The sequence below is a fragment of the Hymenobacter sp. NBH84 genome (assembly GCF_014217645.1).
GTDB classification, from domain to species: Bacteria; Bacteroidota; Bacteroidia; order Cytophagales; family Hymenobacteraceae; genus Hymenobacter; species Hymenobacter profundi.
The window spans coordinates 3784988-3806698 of the sequence record NZ_CP043644.1 but is presented as its reverse complement, the minus strand read 5'-3'; the positions used below and the strand labels follow the sequence as shown (position 1 = coordinate 3806698).

The following is a 21711-nucleotide window of genomic DNA, read 5'->3' as shown; positions in this document are numbered from 1 at the left end:
ACAACACGTGAAAATTCGAGAACGGGGACCGCGCCGGCCGGCGCGGATGGCTACCCTGGTAGCCGCTCTAGGGCTTATCAGCCAATCTGTGGTGCTTGCGCAGTCGTCGTCAACGGCGCCTCGCACCCGCACGGTAGCCGTGGAATACACCGCCACGCTCCACGACCTACCCACTACCACCCACTATCTGGACCTGTGGCTTCCCGTGCCGCACGACGATAAGTCGCAGGAAATTATCGGTGTAAGCATCACCTCGCCGTATCGCTACGAAATAGCGACTGGCCCCTACAACAACCAGATGGTGCACCTGCGCGTGGCGCAGCCCCCAACCGATGGTTTCACGGTGAAGCTACAGTTTCAGGCCGTGCGTCGCGAGCACCTGAATCCGTTTTTGAGCGCGGGTCGCAAGCCTACCAAGGCCGAAGCGAATGACCCCAACATGGCCCGGTGGCTCCAACCCGACCGCCTCGTGCCCATTGATGCCCAGATCAAGACCTGGGCCACGGAGGTAGTGACCAAGGCCAACGCCAAAACTGACCTCGAAAAAGCCCGCGCCATCTACAACCACGTAGTCAGCACCGTGCAGTACGACAAAACCGGCCAGGGCTGGGGCCGCGGCGACATCTACTACGCCTGCGACGCCCGCCGCGGCAACTGCACCGACTTCCACGCTATTTTTATCGGCTATTGCCGGGCGCTGGGTATCCCGGCGCGTTTCAGCATCGGGTTCCCCCTACCCGCCGAGCGGGGGAGCGGCCAGGTGCAGGGCTACCACTGCTGGGCTGAGTTCTACACCAAGCAAACTGGCTGGGTGCCCGTCGATGCTTCCGAGGCAGCCAAGAACCCGGACCGCCGCCAGTACTTTTTCGGCGCGCACGATGAAAACCGCGTGGAATTCACCCGCGGCCGCGACCTGACCCTGACGCCCCCACAACAGGGCGACCCGCTGAACTACTTTATCTACCCCTACGCCGAAGTAGATGGTAAGCCGTTCGATAAAATCGACCGCAAGTTCACGTATCAGGACAAGGTACAGATGCCGTAGCCGGTCCACCGCAATAAAGGCAAAGGCCGTGTTTCTGTACAGAAACACGGCTTTTGCCTTTATTGCGGTGTGCTGTTCTACTTCATCGAAGTTAAATTCTGCGTAAGCAACGCGGAGCCGTTCTGAAAGCTGCGCATGGCTTGGAGCAACTCAGCGTCTTGCTGCTGTACTACTTGATAAAAGGCCGTGTTGCCATAGGCATGACGGGCTATAAGTGCTTTCAACTGTGTGCGCAGCAATAAAGCAGAACGGTTTTGCTCAGCGATGGAAGCACGCGTACCAGCTTTAGCTGCCAGAGCAGCCAGCATTTTTAACTGCTGGTCCGTAATCTGAAATTGCTGGTTGAACTGCTCGAAGCGCAGGCCAGCCAACTCTGCTTGGTGGTCCTGGTAGAAGTTGAGAGCAAACTCCCGGATCAGGTTCAGCTTTTGCAACTTAGTGTAATACGCCGATTGCAGCAGCGTGTCGCAGGGCACGAAGAGGTCGGGCATGATGCCGCCGCCGCCGTACACGGTACGGCCGTGGGCCGTGCGGTAGCGCAGGGAGTCAGCGAAGTGGATGCTGTCGGCATGCAGGTACTCGCCGTGGCGCTGGCGGTTGCCTAGCTCCTGCTCGTACGCCGTTGCCCCGCCCTGGTACGACTTCTGAATGCAGCGCCCCGAGGGCGTGAAGTAGCGCGCAATAGTCAGGCGTAACTCCGAGCCGTCGTTGAGGGTGATGGGCTGCTGCACCAGGCCTTTGCCGAAGGTACGCCGTCCTACCAGCAGGGCGCGGTCGTGGTCTTGCAGGGCGCCGGCTACCACCTCGGCGGCCGAGGCACTATTTTCGTCTACCAGCACTACCAGCGGGCCTTCCTCAAATTCGCCGGTTACGCGGGCGAAGGTTTGGGTGTCAAACTGGTCGCCTTTGCCGTCGGTGTACACCAGCTTGCGGGTGCCGCCAATGAACTCATCGGCAATCTTAGTGGCGCGGTCGAGGTAGCCGCCGGGGTTACCGCGCAGGTCCAGCACGAGGCGGGTCATGCCCTGGCGGCGTAAATCGCCCAGCGCCTGCTTAAACTCATCGAACGTACCGCTAGCAAAGCGACTAATCTTGATGAAGCCTGTCTGATTGTCCAGCATATAGCTCACATCCAGCGAGTTGTTGGCAATGCGGTTGCGCGTTACCAGCATCGTGAAGGGCGTGCGCTGATGACGGCGCATCACCAGCAGCGGCACGCGGCTGCCGCGGGGGCCACGCAGCAGGCCCAGTACTGACTCAAGCGACGTGTGTTTGCCCGAAACTGTGGTTTCGCCGATGCGCAGGAGCCGGTCGCCGGGTAGCAGGCCGGCCATTTCGGCGGGGCCGCCGCTGAGCGGGGCTACCACCGTTACAGTGTCATGGAAGATGTTTACCTCGGCACCTACCCCGTCAAAGTCGCTCTGTAACAACACAGAAGCCTGCTGCTCGCGAGCCGGGATAAAGACCGTGTGCGGGTCCAACTGCTCCAGCATCCGGCTGATGGCGTAGTCCGACAGGGCTTCGGCATCCACCGAATCCACGTAGTCGCGGTCCACATAGCTCAGGATTTCCTTGAATTTGAGGTATCCGCGGGAGGTACCGTCGGGGTTCTGGCTGGATGGCCGGAATGGGTTGGCGCCCACCAAAATGCCGCATACCAGCACAATAGCCAGTAGCAGAGGTTGCCGAACCTGCCACTGCCGGTTGTTAGGCGCCTGCTCGGGTGCTACGGCTGGGCGAGGGGTAGGGGCAATGGTCGGCTCAACAGGCATAAGCAAAGGCGGCGTAACGGTTATGACGATAATGCAATCCTGAAGTGGTTACACTACTCAAGTGTAGTAAAACTTTTTCAAGAATAACGCCATAGTACAATGACTACTGTGATTTTCGATAACAATACAATTTGATCTTGTTACACGCCTATTTATGCTGTTTTATTCTTTGATTTACGTAAAAATCCTAGCATCGGGTTGTATTATATAGATTAAGTAAAATTATAATTTTAATAATTTACCCGTATATAGTTTGATCGAAAATCTAATCAAAGCAGGCTGACAATAGCAATATTCTGGCAGTTCCGCTTGGCCATCGTATCTTTGTGCTACCCATGCCAAGAGGAACTATATGGCGCAGGTGGGTGGTTTTTTACAGGTACTAATGGGGCGGATTCTTGCTATTGACTACGGTCACAAACGTGTGGGCCTGGCGGTAACGGACCCCTCACAGCTCATTGCGTCGCCGCTGGATACGGTGCACAGCAAAGACTTGCTGGCGTACCTAAAAGCCTACCACCAGCGTGACCCGCTGGCTGCCTTGGTGGTAGGGATGCCGCGCACCCTGCTCAACGAGGCCACCGACGCTACCAGCGCCGTGGTAGGACTGGTGCGGCAGCTGCGACGTGAGTTTCCGGCGGTGCCGGTGCACGAGGTCGACGAGCGGTTTACCTCACGCATGGCGCACGCTACCATGTTGGCCGGCGGATTAGGCAAGAAAGCCCGCCGCGATAAAGCCACGGTGGACCGCATCAGCGCGGCCATCATTTTGCAATCTTTCCTTGAATCCTGATGATTTACCCTGTTGTTGCCTTCGGCGACCCTGTTTTAAAAGCTCGCGCCCGCGACCTGCCCGCCGATTTTTCGGCTGATGAGCTAAAGCAGCTCGTGGCCGATATGTACGATACCATGTACTATGCCCATGGGGTAGGCCTAGCCGCGCCCCAGATTGGCAAAAGCGTGCGCTTGTTCGTGATTGACTCGGCGCCGATGGTAGATGAGGAGGACGAGAACGGCGAACCAGTGCAACTGGAAGCCACCGCTCAACCCGTGAAACGCGCTTTCATCAACCCGCAGATCATCCACGAAGAAGGCGAGGAGTGGGGCTTTGAAGAAGGCTGCTTGAGCATTCCGGGCGTGCGCGAAATGGTATACCGCCAGCCCGTGGTAACGCTCCGTTATGAGGACGAAAACCGGCAGTCGCACGAAGAAACCTTCTCCGGCATGACCGCCCGCGTGATTCAACACGAGTACGACCACCTGGAAGGTGTGCTGTTCACGGATAAGATTTCGTCCTTCAAAAAGCAGTTCATCAAAGGCAAGCTCGCCCGCATCAGCAAAGGCGACGTGAAAGCCGACTACCGGATGCGTTTTCCGCTGGTAAAGCAGCGGTAGAGAAACAGACTGATATATACATGAATAGTCAATAGTCACGGCCCACTCGAAGTATTTCGGGTGGGCCGTGACGGTTTGTGTGTGCCCTACTTGCTGGTGAGTAGGGGCAGTACGTCTTGCACTTCAAACAAAGAATTGTATTGCAAAATCGACTTCAAGAAAGCCACGTGACCTTGGCCGATCAGTAGCACAATGGCTTTGTCGTGCTGCACATCCACGGCGCGGAGTAAGTTGTTGTAGATGCGCACGTTGCGCTTGAAGAACTCGCCGGCCAAATCGGCGCCGGCATAGTTGGGGCCGCCACCTACGCGGGCTAGTTCGAGCAGATAAGTATCCATATTGCCCTGATCGGCTGCTATGGTGTTCATGCGGGCAAACTGAGTCAGGAGCGTATTGCTGGAGGAAATATAGGTAGAAGACTTTAGAGCAGTGCGTACACGGGCCTTAATCAAGCGGCCAACGCTATCTTGTGGTGCTTCCAAGAAGGCATCTTTCAAGATTTGCTCCTGTCCGTGCTGTTTAGCATAGGCCTTGGTAGCATCGTAGTCGAACACGCCGTCGGCATCGGCGCAGTACACGCGGGGGCGGTTCAGCTTTTTAGCCAGGCGGTAGCCTACCTGGTACACCTCGTTGTTGCCGAGTGTGAACTGGTTTTGGCGGTACAGTGCGTAGGTGCTGTCCACGAAGCGTTGCTGTGTGGGCTCCCATTCGATAAACACTTTATCAGCCTGCGTTTTTTGGAGCTTATTTATCAGTTCCTCCAGTTCCCGTTGTTTCTCGGGGGTGCCCATATCGGTTTTGCTGCCTTTCACCACGTCGCTGGTAGATCCGCTGAAGTGAAAAGTGCCCACGATGTACACTTTGATTTTGCCAGTAGCCGGTGGGGCAGTTTGTGCAGTGGCAGCGAAGGTGGTGCCGAATAGCGAGAGGGCCAGAAGAGCGCGGCGGAAGTAGCGGAGAGTAGTCATCGGTGATAGTGGTGAAGTGATGACACAAAGGTGCCGGCCGCCTAGCGGGGTAGGAAGTTTATTATCCCAACCACCTGAAAATCGAGCTAAAGCCGGAAAACGCAGAGCAAGCCCATTCGTCCGCTGTTGGGCGGGGTTGGTAGCCGTAGGGTAGGGGTAGGGATAATATTCTGGCGCAGACGCAACGGCTTCCGCTATTTTTAACGGATGAACCGCAAACGACTTTTTCTGTACCAGGCAGTAGGATGGACGCTGCTCATCGGCTACGACTTGCTCAGCATCTGGCTGACGGGCAAACCGAAGCTCGGATTGGGTAAGTCGTTGCTGTTGCAACTCACCTTCTGGCTCAGCTTTATGAGTTTGTTCTATTACTGCTACCTGTTCGTGTTTCCGCAGGGTGTGCAGCGGGGGCGCTGGTTGGTGGTAGTGCTGGGCGTGTTGGGTACACCGGTGGTATTTGCGGGCACCCGCTACCTGCTTGAAGAGCTGCTGCTGCCGCTGCTATTCGGTTTCCGCAACTATACGCCCGGCACTTCGCTGCTGTACTACCTCAAGGACAACCTCTATTTCCTGGCGCCGACGGTCGTGCTGGCCGGAGCGGCCGTAGGCGTGCGCGACACGCTGCTGCGTGAAAAGGAGCGCGAAAATCGAGTGGCTTTGCAGGCCTTGCAACAAGAAAAAAGGCAGGCCGAACTGGCCTTCCTGAGAACCCAGATCAACCCTCACTTTCTCTACAACACGCTGAATTACCTCTACGCCGAGGCTTACCTCGTATCGGAGCCGTTGGCCGAGGCGGTGCTGCGCCTCTCCGATCTGATGCGTTACATGCTGCACGAAAGCCCCGATGGGCGGATAGACCTCGAAAAGGAGGTAGACTACGTACATAACTTCTTGGCTATTCATCAATTGCGGTTCGAGGACAAATTCTTCGTGCAGTTCCGGCAAACGGGTGCCGCCGTGGCGGGGCAGCGGGTAGCCTCGCTGCTGCTGATTCCCTTCGTAGAAAATGCTCTGAAACACGGGGTAGTAAACAGAGCCGATCAGCCAGTGGAAATCAGCCTGCACCTACCTGCGCCCGACCAACTACTATTTGAAGTGCATAACTTCATCAACCAACACCAAAAAGACGCCACCACGGGCATTGGGCTGGCCAACATCCGACGGCGCCTGGAACTGCTCTACCCTAACCGGCACAACTTGCAGATTGAGGACGATGGTAGGCAGCACCGCATTCGGTTAACGGTGGCGTTGTGAATAAGAGGCTGTTTGAGTTAACTATGAACGTGTAGAGACGCATACTTGCGTCTCGTCGTCGAACGATTTCGCCCGCATGGCGCAGATGACAAGACGCAAGTATGCGTCTCTACACCGTTCTAACAACCTTTTCAGCTAACTCAAACAGTTTCTCAGAGCTTTCATCGTTGTATCAGCACATCATTTCGACCAACGGGAGAAATAACGTTCTTGCCTACCTATTTACTACCCCGTTCTTATGCTCCGTTGTATCGCCGTTGATGATGAGGCCTACGCTACTCGATTGCTAGCCAGCTACATTCAGAAAATTCCGACACTTACGCTAGTAGGTACTACCACCAATCCTATTGAAGCGCTGCACTGGGTGCAGGAGGGGCGTGTTGATCTGGTATTCCTAGATATTCAGATGCCGGAGCTGACGGGCTTGCAGTTCCTGAAAATCTGCGGGAATCGGTGCAAAGTGGTGCTTACCACCGCCTACCCCGAGTACGCCCTAGAGGGCTACGAGCACGACGTGGTGGACTACCTGCTGAAGCCCATTGCCTTTGACCGCTTTCTGCGGGCCGTGCAAAAGGCGCAGGCGCTACTGCCCGCGCCGGCCGCTGTGGCTCCGCCGCCCACGCCTACCCCAGCGGCCCCGTCTACAGGCAGTTCCCTGTTTGTGAAAGGCGAAAGCAAGAACAAGTTTCTGCGTCTCGACTACGCCGATATTCTCTACGTGGAGGCCCTGAAAAACTACGTGTCCATCGTGACGCCGGGGCAGCGCGTGGTCACCTACCAAACCCTGAAAGACCTGAGCGAGCAACTGCCACAGCCGCCGTTTCTGCGGGTACACAAGTCCTACCTCGTGTCGCTGGATAAAATCCGGATGGTGGATGGCAACACCATTTATATTGAAGATCAGCAGATTCCGGTGGGTGAAACCTACCGCGACACGCTGTTTCGGTTGGTGCGGGACAGGGGAGAGTAGACGCTATTGCTGCAACTCCTCCAGTTTTGCGGCTAGCTGCTGCCCGAAGTAGCTCTGCTTCAGCGAGTCAGGGAGGGCGCGGTAATAGGGCCGGATAACCTTGACATCCGGGCGGTTGTGGGTATTGTCCAGCAAGGCATACGCCGTGAGTTCGGAGTGCGGGTGTTGCTTCGCAAACAGCACCGCTGAATAAGCCATGTAATCCGGAAAGCGGGTTCTAAATCTTCGGGCCGAATCGGACCACTGCTCCACGAGCGCACGGTTGCCGGAGTCATATGTTTGCGTCAGCTTGGCGGTCAGCAGGCTTTCATCCACAAAATATTTGTTCCAGATACTGTCGTTGAGGTAGAGGTAACGTTCTAAATCTTTTTGCTGCGGCGAAGTAGAAAAAACGGTGGCATTGCGGAGGTAGGAGCCAATTTTTAGCCGCTGATAAATGTGGTAGAAAGTACGCTTTTGCTGGTCTTTAGGAAGCAGGGTTATCTGGATGGAATCGGCAGGGAGGTATACATCCGCGCGAATATCTACGGTTGTATCCGTGTTGCTGCGGATGAATACCCTGTAAACGTCTGGCTGCCTAACGGTACCCACAAATACCAACTGGCTGGCGCGTAGTTTGGCTGTATCTATTGGGCCCGGATGATGCAGGCGGGCGAAGCAGTTGGGGCAATTGGCTATTTTGATGAGGTAGGGATAGTGTTTTGCTTGTTGCCGACAGCTGGTTAACAAAATCAGAATCGATAGGAGCGAAAGAAGGATTTTAGACAGCATAAGCAGTAGTAGATAGCGTGAAGAATCGGTGACCAACATCAGAATATAGCAGTCTGCTGGTATACGCAACGCAGACAGGCAAGATGCTTGTAGTGAGCCTCCTGTACTTCCTTTATTTCTCGAATGCGCGCTACTGTTATTCTATTCTCTGTATGCTGTTTACTCCTACTTCCCGCCGCGCCTACTTACGCCTGGGGCTTCTTCAGCCACCGGCTTATTAACCGGCTGGCGGTGCTCACCCTACCCCGCGAAATGATTGGCTTCTACAAAGCCAACATCGACTACCTCACCGAAAACGCTACCCGGCCCGACTCGCGCCGCACAGTGGTGCCCGGCGAGGCCGCCCGCCACTTCCTGGATGTGGACGTGTACGGCGACTCGGCCCTCACCAAAAACGGCCTGCCCCGCAACTTCGCTGATGCCGTGGCCCGCTACGGCGAAGATTCCTTGATGCGCCACGGCATTGTGCCCTGGCAGGTAGCCCAGATGAAAGGCCAACTCACGGCCGCCTTCCGGGAGCACAACACCGACCGCATCCTGCACCTCTCCGCCGACCTGGGCCACTACGTAGCCGACGCCTGCGTGCCGCTGCATACCACCCGCAACTACAATGGCCAGTTCACGGGTCAGCGCGGCATTCATGGGTTGTGGGAAAGCCGCTTGCCGGAGCTGCTGAGCACCGACTACGACCTGATGGTAGGCCAAGCTGCCTACCTCGACCGACCTACGGAGGCCATCTGGCAGGCCGTGGCCGCTTCGCACGCCGCCGTCGATTCAGTCCTGCGCTTCGAGCGGGAGCAGACGCTGCTGTTTGCTGCCGACCGCAAGTATAGCTACGAGGAGCGGGGCGGCCAGACCATCCGGACCTACTCCCGCGATTTTGCGCGCGCCTACCACCGCCAGCTCAATGGGCAAGTAGAGCGTCGCATGCGCCAGGCTGTGCGTCTGGTAGCGGCTTTTTGGTACACATGCTGGGTGGATGCCGGTCAGCCCGATCTGGATAAGCTGCCCCGCACACCCTCAGCTAAGGAGCAGGAGCGTTTAGCCCAGGAAGCAGCTCGTCAGCAGGCACCAACCCTATACGTACCCGGCCATGAGGACTAACCAGTAGCGCCACAAATTGGTGGTTTGCCCTGGATTCTCTACCTTATTTCGCACTTATACTCCATTTATCCCTTTTTCACTTCTATGGAAAATACCTACACTTCGCCTACCGGATTTACCCCGAGCGGCCCACCTCCCAAAAACTGGCTGGTTGAGTCTATTCTGGTTACGATTTTTTGTTGCCTACCCTTTGGTATTGCAGGCATCGTGAATGCGGCCAACGTTAATTCCCGTTGGGCTGCTGGCGACCGTGACGGCGCCTTACACGCTTCGCAGCAAGCTGGTAAATGGACGAAGATTGGCTTCTTTGTGAGCATTGCGGGCACCGTTGCCTACCTAGCGTTCGTTTTCCTGTTCGGTGGCTTAGCAATGCTAAACGGATTGGGGTCTGGTAATTAAGTAGTTGTGAACGAGTCTGCTGAGCCGCGATGGGGTAAGCTGGCCAGCCTACTGGTGCTGGGCGGGGTAGGGCTTCTACTCCTATACTTTCGCCTCGATCCGGCCCACTACCCTTTCCCACGCTGCCCGGTGCACTGGCTAACGGGGCTGCACTGCCCTGGCTGTGGCACCCAACGCGCCTTGCACGCGCTACTGCACGGTAGGGTAGGGCAGGCGGTCCACTACAATTTGCTGGCCGTAGGCTACGCGCCGGTGGTGGTGGTAGGCGCCTTCGAAGAAGCTTGGCTGCGCGGCGGAGCATCGGCCCGCAGAACCTCCTTTCTGTATAGCGTCTGGTTTGGTTGGTTGACGGTAGGTGGGGTCGTGTTGTTTACGATTCTGCGCAATCTGCCAACCTCTGTTGGCTATTGGCTGGCTCCATAACACGCTGTGGTATACAACTTGCGAAGCCCGACGTAAGCTCGTCGGGCTTTCGTATAACAGTCGAGTAGCAAACCGTTTGGTGGTGTAGCGAAAGCCGGGCACAACCCGGTTCCGTCGGCTGCGTACGAAACTCGCTGCCGATGTTGCAGCCTTTCCATATCACTATATGAAGAAACAGTTCTGTTTACTTGTTGCTCTGCTGCTGAGCCTGCTAAACTCAGTATACGCACAAAAGGTAGGTCTTGTGCTTAGTGGCGGCGGCGCCAAAGGCCTGGCACACGTGGGCGTGTTGCGCGTGCTGGAGCAAAACCGTATCCCCATCGACTACATTGTGGGCACTAGCATGGGCGCCATTGTAGGCGGCATGTACGCGGCCGGCTATTCGCCCGACGAGATTGAAGAAATTGTACTGAAGCCAGAGTTTCAGAACTGGGTGAATGGCTCGCCGGTGGAGGGCAAAGTCTACAATTATTACGACATCGACCCCACGCCCGCTGCCCTGCACCTGCGCCTGGCCATCGACTCGACGCTGAAAACCCGCGTGACGCCTAAGCTCGTCAACGATGTGACCCTCAACTATGTGCTGGCTACCATGCTGGCACCCGCTGGCGCCATTGCCAACTACAACTTCGATAACCTGCTAGTGCCCTACCGTAGCGTGGCCTCGGAGGTGTTCACCCGCGAGAAAGTGGTGCAGAAGAGTGGTTCTCTCTCCGATGCTGTGCGCAATTCGATGGCGTTTCCGCTGGCGTTCCGGCCTATCCGGCAGGAAGATGGGCGCTACCTGTTTGATGGGGCTGTGGTGGATAACTTCCCGACAGACGTGATGCGGAACGAGTTCAAGCCCGACATCATGATTGGGGTGAACGTAGGCGACGTCGCTTTTAATAAATACCCCAAGGACAAAGACGATAAACTGCTGGCCAGCACGCTGATATTCCTGGGCTCCAACGTAGCCGACACCACATCAGTAGGCCCCAATGGCATCTATATTCAGCCCAACCTGAATGATATCACAGCGGCTGACTTCAACAAAGTGAATCAGTTGATTCAGTACGGCGCGCAGGCCGCCGAGCGCAAGTTGCCTCTGATTCTGGAACGCATTCAACGGCGCGAAGATACTGTGGCGCTACAGGCGCGGCGCCGGGCGTTTCAGGAACAGGCTCCACGGCCGGTATTCAAGCGCATCGACGTGCAGGGTCTACCTCAACGACAGCAAGGCTTTGTGCGCCGTTTCTTCCAGAAAACGGGATCTAGCTACTCACCTAGCGATATTGAGGAGGGTTACTACCGCCTGGTTAACAACGATTTCTTCAACAACGTGTATCCCCGCATCAACTACAACAGCCAGTTGAAAGGCTACGTGTTGAACGTAGATGCGCGCCAAAACTCCAATCTTACTACTGATCTGGGCGTATTGCTTTCTACACGCTCCATGAGCAATATCTATCTGGGCCTAGGCTACCGCTACCTCAACAAGTACCTCTACTCGGTGCGGGCCGATGCTACCATTGGGCGCTTCTACAACGGGGCGCGGGGCTCGTTCCGCATCAGTATTCCCGGCAATACGCCCATTTACTTCGAGCCAACGATTACGTTCAACAATTTCAACTACCAGGATACGGGCGGTTTGCTGGGTGCCTCGGCCCAAAATACCCAACTTCAGCAGCGTGACCTCAAAACCTACCTGCAAGTAGGCTTCAGCCCCAACTACCGCAGCCGCTACGTGTTGAGCGTAGGCGCTTTCACCAACCGCGACCGATTTGCCAACACCAGCGACATCAACACCAGCGCCACCCTGGACCAAGACCGCCTACAGGGTGCTACCGGCGCTATCCGCTTCGAGCGCAACTCCCTGAACCGCCGGCAATATGCTGTAAGTGGCCGGCGCGTAGAGTTTGGTTTCCGGGGTGTGGCGGCGCGGGAAAAATACGCGCCCGGCAGCACCGCCGACAGTTTGCAGGGCCTTAGCCGCAACCATCAATGGGTGAAGCTGGGTATCTACAACGAGCAGTATTTCACGTTCAATAAAACCGATTCGGTAGGCAGTAGGGTGCACGCCTGGGGCTACTTGGTAGAGTCGCAAATCAGTACGCAAGGGCGCTTTGCCAACTACCGCGCCTCCCTGACGATGGCCCCCGCCTTCCTACCCCTGCCCGATTCGCGTACCATCTTCCTGGACCGCTACCGGGGCACGGCCTACGCCGCGGCGGGCCTGCGCTACATAAAGGCTATTGTAGGTTCGCTGGAGTGGCGCACCGAAGGCTACGTGCACGTATTGGTTCGTCCCTGGGAGCGGCAGGATATTAACCCGCTATTAGCGCAACGTGGCCCGGCCATCAGCCGTCCCTACTTCACAGCCATGACGGGCTTCGTGTACCAAACGCCCGTTGGCCCGGCCTCGCTGCAATTCATTCATTACGACGCGCCTACCCGGCAGTTTAGCGTGTTTGCGCACATTGGCTTCGTACTGTTCCGCGAACGGTCGTTGGATTAAGGTGTCATAGTATACACAAAGCCCTGCTATCATCAGATAGCAGGGCTTTTATTAAATCAGTAAACTAAGTAGGGCGACTGTTACTGCGCCTTATATTCGTTCCAGCTCTTGATCTTCAAATCCGACATTTCCAGCTTGCAGAACGCTTTGATAAACGCCTTCGCCAGGCGTGCGTTCGTAATCAGCGGCGTGTTGAAATCGACGGCGGTACGGCGAATTTTGTAGTCGTTGTCCAGCTCGCCCTTGGTCAGGTTCTTGGGAATGTTGATGACTAGGTCGATTTTCTTCTCGCGCAGGTAGCTGATGACGTTCGGTTCCTGATAGTCATCGGGCCAGAAGAGAAGCTGGGAAGGCACGCTATTTTCGGCGAAGAAGCGGTGCGTGCCCTGGGTGGCGTAGAGCGTGTAGCCCTTTTGCACCAGCAACTTCGCGGCGGATAGAAGTGCCACCTTCGAGGCAATTGGCCCGCCGGAAATCAGCACCGACTGCTTCGGAATACGGTAGCCCACCGACAGCAGCGACTTCAGTAGCGCCTCCTCCGGCGAGTCGCCGAGGCAGCCTACCTCGCCGGTTGAGGTCATGTCCACGCGCATCACCGGGTCGGCGCCTTGCAGGCGCGTGAAGGAGAACTGTGAGGCCTTCACGCCCACGAATGTAGAGTCGTATACCAACTCGCTGGCGTCGCGCTCCACGGGTAGGCCCAGCAGCACTTTGGTGGCCTTCTTGATAAAGTTGTGGCCCGAAATCTTTGACACGAAGGGGAAGCTGCGCGAGGCGCGCAGGTTGCACTCAATTACCCGGATCTCGCCGTTCTTCTCCAAGAACTGGATGTTGAACGGCCCGCTGATTTCAAAGCGCTTGGCAATCTGCTCGGCAATGGTTTTCAGCTTGCGCACCGTGCCCACGTACACTCGCTGAGGTGGGTAGTACATGGTGGCATCGCCGGAGTGCACGCCGGCAAACTCCACGTGCTCGGAAATGGCGTAGCTCACAATGTCGCCGTGGTCGGCCACCGCGTCCAGCTCAATTTCCTTGGCATCCTGAATAAACTCCGATACCACCACGGGGTACTCGGCGCTAACCGCCGAGGCGAGGTCCAGGTAGGCTTCCATCTCATCGCGGTTCGACACCACGTTCATGGCCGCGCCCGACAGCACATAGCTCGGCCGGATCAGCACCGGAAACCCTACCTCCTGCACAAACTCATATACTGCATCCAGGGTCGTCAGCTCGCGCCAGCGCGGTTGGGCAATGCCCAGTTCGTCGAGAATAGAGGAGAACTTGTGACGGTTTTCGGCTTCGTCGATGCGGGCGGGGGCAGTGCCCAGCACCGGCACCTCGGCATCGGCCAGGCGGGTAGCGAGGTTGTTGGGAATCTGACCGCCGGTAGAGAGAATTACGCCGGTTGGCTGCTCAAAATCCAGAATGTCCATCACCCGCTCGTAGCTCAGCTCTTCGAAGTAGAGCCGGTCACTAACGTCGTAGTCAGTCGAAACGGTTTCGGGATTGTAGTTGATAATGATGGACTTGTAGCCTTCTTCGGTAGCCGTTTGGGCGGCATTCACGCCGCACCAGTCAAACTCCACCGACGAGCCAATGCGGTACACGCCCGAGCCCAGCACCACCACCGACTTATCGGTTTCAGGCTCCAGGTCGTTTTCGGTGCCGTGGTAGGTGGTGTAGAGGTAGTTGGTTTGTGCCGGGAATTCGGCCGCCAGCGTATCAATCTGCTTCACTACGGGCAACACGCCCAGGGCCTTGCGCTGCTCGCGCACGATTAGCTCGTTGGCTTTTACGTCTTGGTTGCCGTAGAGCTTCACGGCCAACTGCTGGTCCGAGAAGCCGGCCTTCTTGGTTTCGCGCAGCAGCTCGGCGGGTAGGGCATCGGCCGAATCCAGTTCACCTACCTGGTTGCCCAGCTCGAAGATGGTGTAGAGACGCTGCAAGAACCACAGGTCAATCCTGGTCAGGTCGTGCACCTGCTGGATGGTATACCCCGCCTCGAAGGCCAGATTAATAGCGAAAATGCGCTCCTCGTTCGGCTCGCTCAGTAGCTTGTCGAGGGTAGCGTTGTCCACGGTTTCAGCGGCATTGCCCACGAAGCCGCGCTTGCCGGTATCCAGCATCCGCAGTCCCTTCTGAATGGCTTCTTCAAATGATTTGCCGATGCTCATCACCTCGCCCACGCTCTTCATGCTGCTGCCAATCTGCCGCGCCACGCCCGAAAACTTACCCAAGTCCCAGCGCGGCAGCTTGCACACCACGTAGTCAAGCGCCGGCTCGAAGAAGGCCGAAGTTGTCTGCGTCACGCTGTTTTTCAACTCCGACAGTGCGTAGCCCAGGCTCAGCTTGGCCGCCACAAACGCCAGTGGGTAGCCCGTAGCCTTAGAGGCCAGCGCCGAGGAGCGCGACAGGCGCGCATTCACCTCAATCACGCGGTATTCCTCGGAAAATGGGTCCAGGGCGTACTGAATGTTGCACTCGCCCACAATGCCCAGGTGGCGAATAGTCTTGATGCCGATGCTGCGCAGCTTATGGTACTCGCGGTTGCTCAACGTCTGCGACGGCGCCACCACGATGCTCTCGCCGGTGTGGATACCGATAGGGTCGAAGTTCTCCATGTTGCAGACCGTGATGCAGTTGTCATACTGGTCGCGCACTACTTCGTACTCCACTTCCTTCCAGCCTTTCAGCGACTCTTCTACCAGAATCTGGTCGGAAGTCGTGAAGGCTTTTTCAGCCAGCGCCCGCAGCTCGTCGTCGTTATTGGCGAAGCCACTTCCCAAACCACCCAGTGCAAACGCCGCCCGCACGATAATGGGGTAGCCGATTTCCTCGGCCGCCTTCAACGCATCATCCAGGGTAGTCACGGCCCGGCTGCGGGCAATGAGCACGCCGATCTGGTCGAGCTTATCCTTGAAAATGTCGCGGTCCTCGGTGTCGATGATGCTCTGCACCGGCGTACCCAGCACCTTCACGTTGTACTTCTCGAAGATTCCCCCTTGGTACAAGGCCACGGCGCAATTCAGGGCCGTTTGGCCGCCAAATGCCACCAAAATACCGTCGGGCTGTTCCTTCTTGATGACCTCCTCTACGAAGTAGGGCGTCACGGGCAGGAAGTACACGTCGTCGGCAATGTTGTCCGACGTCTGCACGGTGGCGATGTTGGGGTTGATGAGGATGGTGCGGATGCCTTCCTCTTTCAGGGCCTTTAGGGCCTGCGAGCCGGAGTAGTCAAATTCGCCGGCCTCGCCGATTTTCAGCGCGCCCGAGCCAAGGACCAGGACTTTTTGTGGTTTGTTCATTCTAAGAGGTGGGTCACAAACCGCTGGAACGGTTATGTTAAATGGCAGTCGTATAAAGTCGGCTATAGCCGATTCGCTTTGTGGCGGAGTACGTTTTATTCAGTAAAGAGAGTGTCGCTTCTCACTATTTCCCAGTTGCCGGACGGCCGTTTGGTCATCCAGATTTTGATAGCTGCATCGGCGCGTTCACCATCTAATAAAAAGCGAAAAACAAGAGAGTCTTTTTTGGCATTCAGGTTTTCAACCTTAAAGTTTTTGGCCGTTATCCTTCCTGTTCGACTAGTTATTCGGGGAGAAACTCTGGCCGAACTCATGGCTTTTGCAATCAAATCAGCTGGTTCACCGAGCATTGCTTTCATGAGTGTCTGCTGTCCCATATTCTTGAAAAAACAGAACGCGGCAAAAGCTAAAACACCCAGCAGCATATACCCCCAATTCGGAAAACCTCTACCTTTTGCTTGCATAAGAGTAATGGCCTAGGAAGTGATGAATCAGGAGAAAGGCACGCCATGCTTCGACTTTGCTGCGCTCCAGTCAGCATGACGTTCTTTTTCGGCTGATTTACTTACCCTCCTTATACTCCTCTACCGCCTTCAAAAAGTCATCAAACATAAACTCCGTGTCCTGGGGCCCACCAGCGGCTTCAGGGTGAAACTGAGTGGAGAAGAACGGCTTGGTTTTGTGCTTGATGCCTTCGCAAGTGCCGTCGTTGAGGTTTTCGAACAGCATCTCCCACTCGGCAGGTAGGGTGTCGGTGTCTACCGCGAAACCGTGGTTTTGGCTGGTGATGTAGCTGCGCTTAGTGCCCGTGAGTAGGACAGGCTGGTTGTGGCTGCGGTGGCCGTACTTCAGCTTGAAAGTGTCGCCGCCCGCGGCTAGGCCCATGAGTTGGGAGCCCAGGCAGATGCCGAAAATGGGCTTATCCTGCTGCAGGGCCGTTTGGAGGTGGCCAATAGTCGCCTCGCACATCTTCGGGTCACCGGGGCCATTGCTGAGGAACAGGCCGTCGTAGTCGAGCTGGGTGAAGTCGTAGTCCCAGGGCACGCGGATGAGCTCTACGTCGCGCTCCAGGAAGCAGCGGATGATGTTGGTCTTGGTGCCGCAGTCGACCAGCACGATTTTGTTGCTGCCGCTGCCGTAGTGCTTCACTTCGGTGGGGCTCACCTGGGCTACCAGATTATCCTGATTGGGGTCGTGCAGGGGCACGTCCTCTTCGGCCACGATTTTTCCCAGCATGGCGCCTTTCTCGCGCAGCTTCTTGGTGAGTAGGCGCGTATCCACGTCGAAAATGCCGGGGATGTTGTATTCCGACAGCCAGTCGCCCAGGCTCTTGGCAGCGTGCCAGTGGCTGTGCTCCTCGGAGTAATAGTTCACCACCAGTCCGGCCACGTGAATCTTATCCGATTCAAAAATCTTGGAAACCGACTCGTACAAATCCTCGCCGGGCACACCGTAATTGCCTACCATCGGGTAGGTGAGCACCAGAATCTGCCCGGCAAACGACGGATCCGTGAGGTTTTCGGGGTAGCCAGTCATGGCTGTGCTGAACACGACTTCGCCTGCGGCCGATGTGAAGGCGCCGAAGGATTTGCCCTGAATTTCGGTGCCGTCTTCCAGCACCAGCTTCACCGATTTAGCGTTTTCCACTCTGTTTTGCGTAAAAGGGTTTACTCTGTTAGTTAATTTCTGAGGTAGTCAGGCAGGCCGCTTTCTTCTATGTTGCAGTAGGCTGAAGCAGCAGGTGCGCCTATTGTCCCACTTAGCATAGATTGGAACCTTGCCATCGGAGCGAAATACGACGATTTGCCCCCTGTGCTGGGTGTCTGGCGGGTGCGCGGCTTGTCCTCAGCCAGCTTTTGAAACCGCTCCGATATTTTTTCGGCTGGAACAGGACCGAAAACTAGGGGTCTGTTCCAGCCGAAGCAGGAGGTAAGCCAAACGGGGGCGAAAGAATGCGTTTCACTAGGCCCCGCGCACTGCCGCTTCCGAATGTCAGGCATCGGGAAGTCTGGCGGGCACGACTGCTGAATGGAATAGGCGGTGGCCGCTCTTTCATGGAAAGAACCAGCCGGTTGCTGCGCAATAGAAGCCAATGGCAGCGTGCAGCTAATCAGAAGGGGAGCTTGGCTCGTGAACCTCATCGTGCTACTCATTGGGGTTGCAAGTTAGGCCACAAGTCGCTTACTTCCTCGCCTCCGCCGGAATAAGTGTGTACAGCGCCTCTAAAAACCGGTCTACTTCCTCCCTCGTGATATTCAGCGGTGGTAGCAGACGCAGCACGCCGGGGTCGGAGGCATTGCCTACAAAGATGTGGTGCTCCGACAACAGCTTGTCGCGCACCTCTTTTACGGGGAAGTTGTACTTGATGCCAATCATCAAACCCCGACCGCGGATTTCCTCAGCGCCGGCGTTGGCTTCTAGTTCTTGGCGCAGGTAGTCGCCCAGTTCGTGCGCATGCTCCACTAGGTTTTCCTGTTCGATGACTTCCAGCACAGCCAGCGCCGCGGCACACGCCAAGTGGTTGCCGCCGAAGGTAGTACCTAGTAGTCCATACGAAGCTTTCAGGGTAGGCGCAATCAGAATGCCACCGATGGGGAAGCCGTTGCCCATGCCCTTCGCTACCGAAATAACGTCGGGCTGAATACCTGCCCACTGGTGCGCGAAGAACTTGCCACTGCGGCCGTAGCCGCACTGCACTTCATCAGCAATCAGCAGGGCGCCGTATTGCTTGCACAGCTCGGCTAGTCCGCGTAAGAAGTCGTCTGAAGGCATGATGATGCCGCCTACCCCTTGAATGGGTTCGATGATAGCGGCGCATACATCGCCCGCTTGCAGGGCTTGCTCTACCTCGGCCAAGTCGTAGGGTAGGAAGCTCACGGCGTGGTTAGCGTTGAAAGGCGCCACAATCTTCGGGTTATCCGTAGCCGCCACCGCGCCCGACGTACGGCCGTGGAATGCGCCTTTAAACGCAACAACTCGGCTCTTGCCCGTGTGGAATGATGCCAGTTTCAGTGCATTCTCGTTGGCCTCGGCGCCCGAGTTGCACAAAAACAGCCCATACTCCGGGTAGCCAGACACCTCGCCCAACTTCTGCGCCAGCTCCCGCTGAATCGGAATCTGCACCGAGTTGGAGTAGAAGCCTAGGTTCTGAAGCTGCTCGGTGAGGCGCTGCACGTAGTGCGGGTGGCTGTGGCCGATGGAAATCACGGCGTGGCCGCCGTAGAAGTCGAGGTATTCCTGCCCGTTGTCGGCCCACAGCTTCGCCCCAAGCGCCCGCACGGGCGTGATGTTGACGAGCGGATAAACGTTGAAGAGGTCCATGATGATAAGCAGTTAGCGCCGTTCTGGTACCCAGGGTAGAAGCCCTGGGCTAATCAGCATTTCGGCAAATTTCGTTACGTAGCCCAGGGTTTTAACCCTAGGGTATCCGAGCTGTTAAAACAACGCCGCCTTCAATCCTAGCCCCGTCGTTTCTGGTAGCCCAAAAAGCAAATTCATATTCTGCACCGCCTGCCCCGAAGCGCCTTTAATCAGATTATCGAGAGCCGACGTGATAAGTAGTTGCTTCCCGAATTTCTGCACGTGCAGCAGGCACTTGTTGGTGTTCACTACCTGCTTCAGGTGGATTTCCTTATCTGAAACCGTAGTGAATACCGCATCGGCGTAGAAATTTCGATATAGCTCCCGCGCCTCGTCCTGGCTCAGCTCCGACGGCGTGTAGACGCTGGCGAAGATGCCCCGCGTGAAGTTGCCGCGGTAGGGAATGAAGTTGATGTCGACCTCGGCCTGGGGCTGGAGGTACCGCAGACTCTCCCCAATCTCGCCCAGGTGTTGGTGCTTGAAAGGCTTGTAAATGGAGATGTTGCCCGTGCGCCAAGTGAAGCCCGTGGTTTCGGTCAGCTCGCGGCCCGCGCCGGTGCTGCCGGTAATGGCCGAGACGTGCACCGCATCCGTGAGCTTACCTGCCGCCGCCAGGGGTAGAAGCGCCAGCTGAATAGCCGTGGCAAAGCACCCCGGATTGGCAATGCTCTGCGCCTGTTGAATGCGGCTGCGGTTCATCTCTGGCAAGCCGTACACAAACTCCCTACCCTCAAACTCGGCGTCAGCTTCCAAGCGGAAGTCGTTGCTGAGGTCGATGATGTGGGTGGTTTCGGGCAGATTGCTCTTTTCCAGCCACGCCTTGGAGTTGCCGTGGCCCAGGCACAGGAACACCACGTCCTCATCGCCAGCCAGGTCCGACGCAAATCGCAAATCGGTGTCGCCTACCAGGTCGTCGTGGACTTGGTAGACGGGATTGCCAGCGTTGGACGAGCTGACGATGGCGCTCAACTCCGCGTATTCGTGGTGCAGCAGAATGCGAATCAGCTCCCCGGCCGTGTAGCCAGCGCCGCCCACAATGCCGACTTTGATGTTGTGATTTTGCATGGTCTAGTCGCCCTCCTAGGTGGACCCCACCCCCCGGCCCCACTCTCCTTGATGCGGAGAATCCTCCGGGAGAGGGGGAGCCACGGCGGCGTGAACAACAGTTAGGACTAAAAACTAAAAGTAGAAACTAGTCCCCCCTCTCCCGAAGGATTCTCCGCATCAAGGGGAGTGGGGCTAGGGGTGGGGTTACTCGTTGAACGAGCTGTGAATCCGCAGTTGGTTGCTGAAGATCTTGATGAAGCCCCGCGCGTCGCGCGAATCCCAAGCGTTGTTTTCCTCGCCGTAGGTCGCGACTTTGGACTGCATCATGTCGTATTTCGACTCGATGCCTTGCAGTTCGAACTGGTAGGGCTTCAGCGTCACGAACACCTTGCCCGACACCCGCTCCTGCGACGATTCCAGCAATGCCTCAAAGTCGCGCATCACCGGGTCGAGGTATTGAGCCTCGTGGAGTAGGGTGCCGTACCAGTTGGCCACGTATTCCTTATGAATCTGCTGCCAGCGCGAGCTGGTATGCTTCTCCAGCAAGTGGTGGCCCTTCAGCAGAATCAGCGGGGCGGGTGCTTCAAAGCCTACCCGGCCCTTGATGCCCAGAATGGTGTCGCCCACGTGCGTGTCGCGGCCGATGGCATATTGACCAGCCAACTCGTTGAGCTTTTGGATGAGTGCCACGGGTGCCATCTGCTCGCCGTTCAGCGCTACGGGTTCGCCCTTCTCGAAGGTGATTTCCACGTTCATCGGCTCGGTCTGCGTGAGTTGGGTAGGGTAGGCCGATTCGGGTAGCGCCTGGCGCGAAGTCAGCGTTTCAACGCCGCCTACGCTGGTGCCCCAAATACCCACGTTGATAGAATACTTTGCCTTCTCCCAGCTCATCTCGAAGCCCTGCTGTTGCAGGTACTCAATTTCCTGCTGGCGCGAAAGTTTCAGGTCGCGGATGGGCGTGATGATTTCCGTATTGGGCGCGATGACCGCAAACGCCACGTCGAAGCGCACTTGGTCGTTGCCGGCGCCGGTGCTGCCGTGGGCAATGTACTCGGCCCCGGTGCTGCGGGCGTACTCGGCAATAGCCAGCGATTGGAACATGCGCTCCGCACTCACGCTCAGCGGGTACGTGTCGTTCTTTAGAATATTCCCGAAAATCAGGTAGCGCACACACTCGTGGTAGAATCGCTCCGTCACGTCGATAACCTCGTGCGTGGTGGAACCCAATTCGTAGGCACGCTTTTCAATAGCGGCCAATTCCTCGGGCGAGAAACCGCCCGAATTCACAATTACCGTGTGGACTTCCAGCCCAAGTTCGCGCGACAAATACACGGCGCAGTAGGACGTGTCGAGGCCGCCGCTATAGGCGAGGACTACCTTTTTCTTCATTTCAGAGAGTTA

At 56.7% G+C, this 21711-nt stretch carries 18 protein-coding genes; 9 read left to right on the top strand and 9 right to left on the bottom strand.

Annotated features, from left to right (window positions below; all coding sequences use genetic code 11):
* Window positions 1-7: 7 nt before the first annotated feature.
* The gene (locus F1C16_RS15945) at window positions 8-1045 is read left to right on the top strand and encodes a transglutaminase-like domain-containing protein (RefSeq protein ID WP_258048936.1); all 1038 of its coding nucleotides are present in this window, start codon (window positions 8-10) and stop codon (window positions 1043-1045) included.
* Window positions 1046-1122: 77 nt separating this feature from the next.
* Here F1C16_RS15945 and F1C16_RS15940 read toward each other — a convergent pair whose 3' ends face one another.
* Window positions 1123-2817, bottom strand: a complete 1695-nt coding sequence (locus tag F1C16_RS15940; protein WP_185281610.1) for a S41 family peptidase — start codon at window positions 2815-2817, stop codon at window positions 1123-1125.
* Window positions 2818-3202: 385 nt separating this feature from the next.
* Between F1C16_RS15940 and ruvX the strand changes: the two genes are divergently transcribed.
* Complete coding sequence (gene ruvX, locus F1C16_RS15935) at window positions 3203-3610, top strand: Holliday junction resolvase RuvX (RefSeq protein ID WP_185281609.1); 408 nt, start codon at window positions 3203-3205, stop codon at window positions 3608-3610.
* Window positions 3610-4212 carry a peptide deformylase gene (def, locus tag F1C16_RS15930; protein WP_185281608.1) on the top strand — a complete coding sequence of 201 codons (603 nt, stop codon included), beginning with the start codon at window positions 3610-3612 and terminating at the stop codon, window positions 4210-4212. The genes ruvX and def overlap by 1 nt, the downstream gene beginning before the upstream one ends.
* Window positions 4213-4298: 86 nt before the next feature.
* Here the strand turns inward: def and F1C16_RS15925 are convergent, their stop codons facing one another.
* Window positions 4299-5180 carry a DUF5694 domain-containing protein gene (locus F1C16_RS15925; RefSeq protein ID WP_185281607.1) on the bottom strand — a complete coding sequence of 294 codons (882 nt, stop codon included), beginning with the start codon at window positions 5178-5180 and terminating at the stop codon, window positions 4299-4301.
* A gap of 207 nt (window positions 5181-5387) precedes the next feature.
* On the opposite strand from F1C16_RS15925, the gene F1C16_RS15920 reads away from it, so the two are divergent.
* Together F1C16_RS15920 and F1C16_RS15915 are read left to right on the top strand one after the other, a co-directional pair.
* Window positions 5388-6434: a sensor histidine kinase gene (locus tag F1C16_RS15920; protein ID WP_185281606.1), complete on the top strand. Its 1047-nt coding sequence runs from the start codon at window positions 5388-5390 to the stop codon at window positions 6432-6434.
* Window positions 6435-6672: 238 nt separating this feature from the next.
* Window positions 6673-7404 carry a LytTR family DNA-binding domain-containing protein gene (locus tag F1C16_RS15915; RefSeq protein WP_185281605.1) on the top strand — a complete coding sequence of 244 codons (732 nt, stop codon included), beginning with the start codon at window positions 6673-6675 and terminating at the stop codon, window positions 7402-7404.
* Window positions 7405-7407: 3 nt separating this feature from the next.
* Here F1C16_RS15915 and F1C16_RS15910 read toward each other — a convergent pair whose 3' ends face one another.
* Window positions 7408-8175, bottom strand: coding sequence for a hypothetical protein (locus F1C16_RS15910; RefSeq protein WP_185281604.1), 768 nt, complete (start codon window positions 8173-8175; stop codon window positions 7408-7410).
* Between the two features lie 123 nt (window positions 8176-8298).
* Between F1C16_RS15910 and F1C16_RS15905 the strand changes: the two genes are divergently transcribed.
* The 4 genes from F1C16_RS15905 (at window position 8299) to F1C16_RS15890 (ending at window position 12598) form a co-directional block, all read left to right on the top strand.
* Window positions 8299-9279 (top strand): zinc dependent phospholipase C family protein, encoded by a 981-nt coding sequence (locus tag F1C16_RS15905; RefSeq protein ID WP_258048935.1) that lies wholly within the window; start codon window positions 8299-8301, stop codon window positions 9277-9279.
* A gap of 84 nt (window positions 9280-9363) precedes the next feature.
* Window positions 9364-9678, top strand: coding sequence for a CD225/dispanin family protein (locus tag F1C16_RS15900; protein ID WP_185281603.1), 315 nt, complete (start codon window positions 9364-9366; stop codon window positions 9676-9678).
* Window positions 9679-9684: 6 nt separating this feature from the next.
* On the top strand, window positions 9685-10101 hold the full coding sequence (locus F1C16_RS15895) for a DUF2752 domain-containing protein (RefSeq protein ID WP_185281602.1): 417 nt from the start codon (window positions 9685-9687) through the stop codon (window positions 10099-10101).
* A 166-nt stretch (window positions 10102-10267) separates the two neighbouring features.
* On the top strand, window positions 10268-12598 hold the full coding sequence (locus F1C16_RS15890; protein ID WP_185281601.1) for a patatin-like phospholipase family protein: 2331 nt from the start codon (window positions 10268-10270) through the stop codon (window positions 12596-12598).
* 80 nt (window positions 12599-12678) lie between these two features.
* On the opposite strand, the gene carB is transcribed toward F1C16_RS15890, so the two are convergent.
* The 6 genes from carB to argG form a co-directional block, all read right to left on the bottom strand.
* A complete protein-coding gene (carB, locus tag F1C16_RS15885; RefSeq protein ID WP_185281600.1) occupies window positions 12679-15903 on the bottom strand; it encodes a carbamoyl-phosphate synthase (glutamine-hydrolyzing) large subunit in 3225 nt (1074 codons plus the stop codon).
* 95 nt (window positions 15904-15998) lie between these two features.
* The gene (locus tag F1C16_RS15880) at window positions 15999-16367 is read right to left on the bottom strand and encodes a hypothetical protein (protein WP_185281599.1); all 369 of its coding nucleotides are present in this window, start codon (window positions 16365-16367) and stop codon (window positions 15999-16001) included.
* A 97-nt stretch (window positions 16368-16464) separates the two neighbouring features.
* Window positions 16465-17550, bottom strand: a complete 1086-nt coding sequence (gene carA / locus F1C16_RS15875; protein WP_185281598.1) for a glutamine-hydrolyzing carbamoyl-phosphate synthase small subunit — start codon at window positions 17548-17550, stop codon at window positions 16465-16467.
* Window positions 17551-18084: 534 nt separating this feature from the next.
* Complete coding sequence (locus F1C16_RS15870; protein WP_185281597.1) at window positions 18085-19224, bottom strand: aspartate aminotransferase family protein; 1140 nt, start codon at window positions 19222-19224, stop codon at window positions 18085-18087.
* A gap of 114 nt (window positions 19225-19338) precedes the next feature.
* Window positions 19339-20328: an N-acetyl-gamma-glutamyl-phosphate reductase gene (gene argC, locus F1C16_RS15865; RefSeq protein WP_185281596.1), complete on the bottom strand. Its 990-nt coding sequence runs from the start codon at window positions 20326-20328 to the stop codon at window positions 19339-19341.
* A 186-nt stretch (window positions 20329-20514) separates the two neighbouring features.
* Complete coding sequence (gene argG, locus F1C16_RS15860; RefSeq protein ID WP_185281595.1) at window positions 20515-21699, bottom strand: argininosuccinate synthase; 1185 nt, start codon at window positions 21697-21699, stop codon at window positions 20515-20517.
* Window positions 21700-21711: the final 12 nt, after the last annotated feature.

What these genes read in the sequence shown, in the direction of transcription:
- F1C16_RS15940 (WP_185281610.1), bottom strand. Translation starts at nt 2,817, where the DNA reads ATGCCTGTTGAGCCGACCATTGCCCCTACCCCTCGCCCAGCCGTAGCA.
- ruvX (WP_185281609.1), top strand. Translation starts at nt 3,203, where the DNA reads ATGGGGCGGATTCTTGCTATTGACTACGGTCACAAACGTGTGGGCCTG.
- def (WP_185281608.1), top strand. Translation starts at nt 3,610, where the DNA reads ATGATTTACCCTGTTGTTGCCTTCGGCGACCCTGTTTTAAAAGCTCGC.
- F1C16_RS15925 (WP_185281607.1), bottom strand. Translation starts at nt 5,180, where the DNA reads ATGACTACTCTCCGCTACTTCCGCCGCGCTCTTCTGGCCCTCTCGCTA.
- F1C16_RS15920 (WP_185281606.1), top strand. Translation starts at nt 5,388, where the DNA reads ATGAACCGCAAACGACTTTTTCTGTACCAGGCAGTAGGATGGACGCTG.
- F1C16_RS15915 (WP_185281605.1), top strand. Translation starts at nt 6,673, where the DNA reads ATGCTCCGTTGTATCGCCGTTGATGATGAGGCCTACGCTACTCGATTG.
- F1C16_RS15910 (WP_185281604.1), bottom strand. Translation starts at nt 8,175, where the DNA reads ATGCTGTCTAAAATCCTTCTTTCGCTCCTATCGATTCTGATTTTGTTA.
- F1C16_RS15905 (WP_258048935.1), top strand. Translation starts at nt 8,299, where the DNA reads ATGCGCGCTACTGTTATTCTATTCTCTGTATGCTGTTTACTCCTACTT.
- F1C16_RS15900 (WP_185281603.1), top strand. Translation starts at nt 9,364, where the DNA reads ATGGAAAATACCTACACTTCGCCTACCGGATTTACCCCGAGCGGCCCA.
- F1C16_RS15890 (WP_185281601.1), top strand. Translation starts at nt 10,268, where the DNA reads ATGAAGAAACAGTTCTGTTTACTTGTTGCTCTGCTGCTGAGCCTGCTA.
- carB (WP_185281600.1), bottom strand. Translation starts at nt 15,903, where the DNA reads ATGAACAAACCACAAAAAGTCCTGGTCCTTGGCTCGGGCGCGCTGAAA.
- F1C16_RS15880 (WP_185281599.1), bottom strand. Translation starts at nt 16,367, where the DNA reads ATGCAAGCAAAAGGTAGAGGTTTTCCGAATTGGGGGTATATGCTGCTG.
- F1C16_RS15870 (WP_185281597.1), bottom strand. Translation starts at nt 19,224, where the DNA reads ATGGACCTCTTCAACGTTTATCCGCTCGTCAACATCACGCCCGTGCGG.
- argC (WP_185281596.1), bottom strand. Translation starts at nt 20,328, where the DNA reads ATGCAAAATCACAACATCAAAGTCGGCATTGTGGGCGGCGCTGGCTAC.
- argG (WP_185281595.1), bottom strand. Translation starts at nt 21,699, where the DNA reads ATGAAGAAAAAGGTAGTCCTCGCCTATAGCGGCGGCCTCGACACGTCC.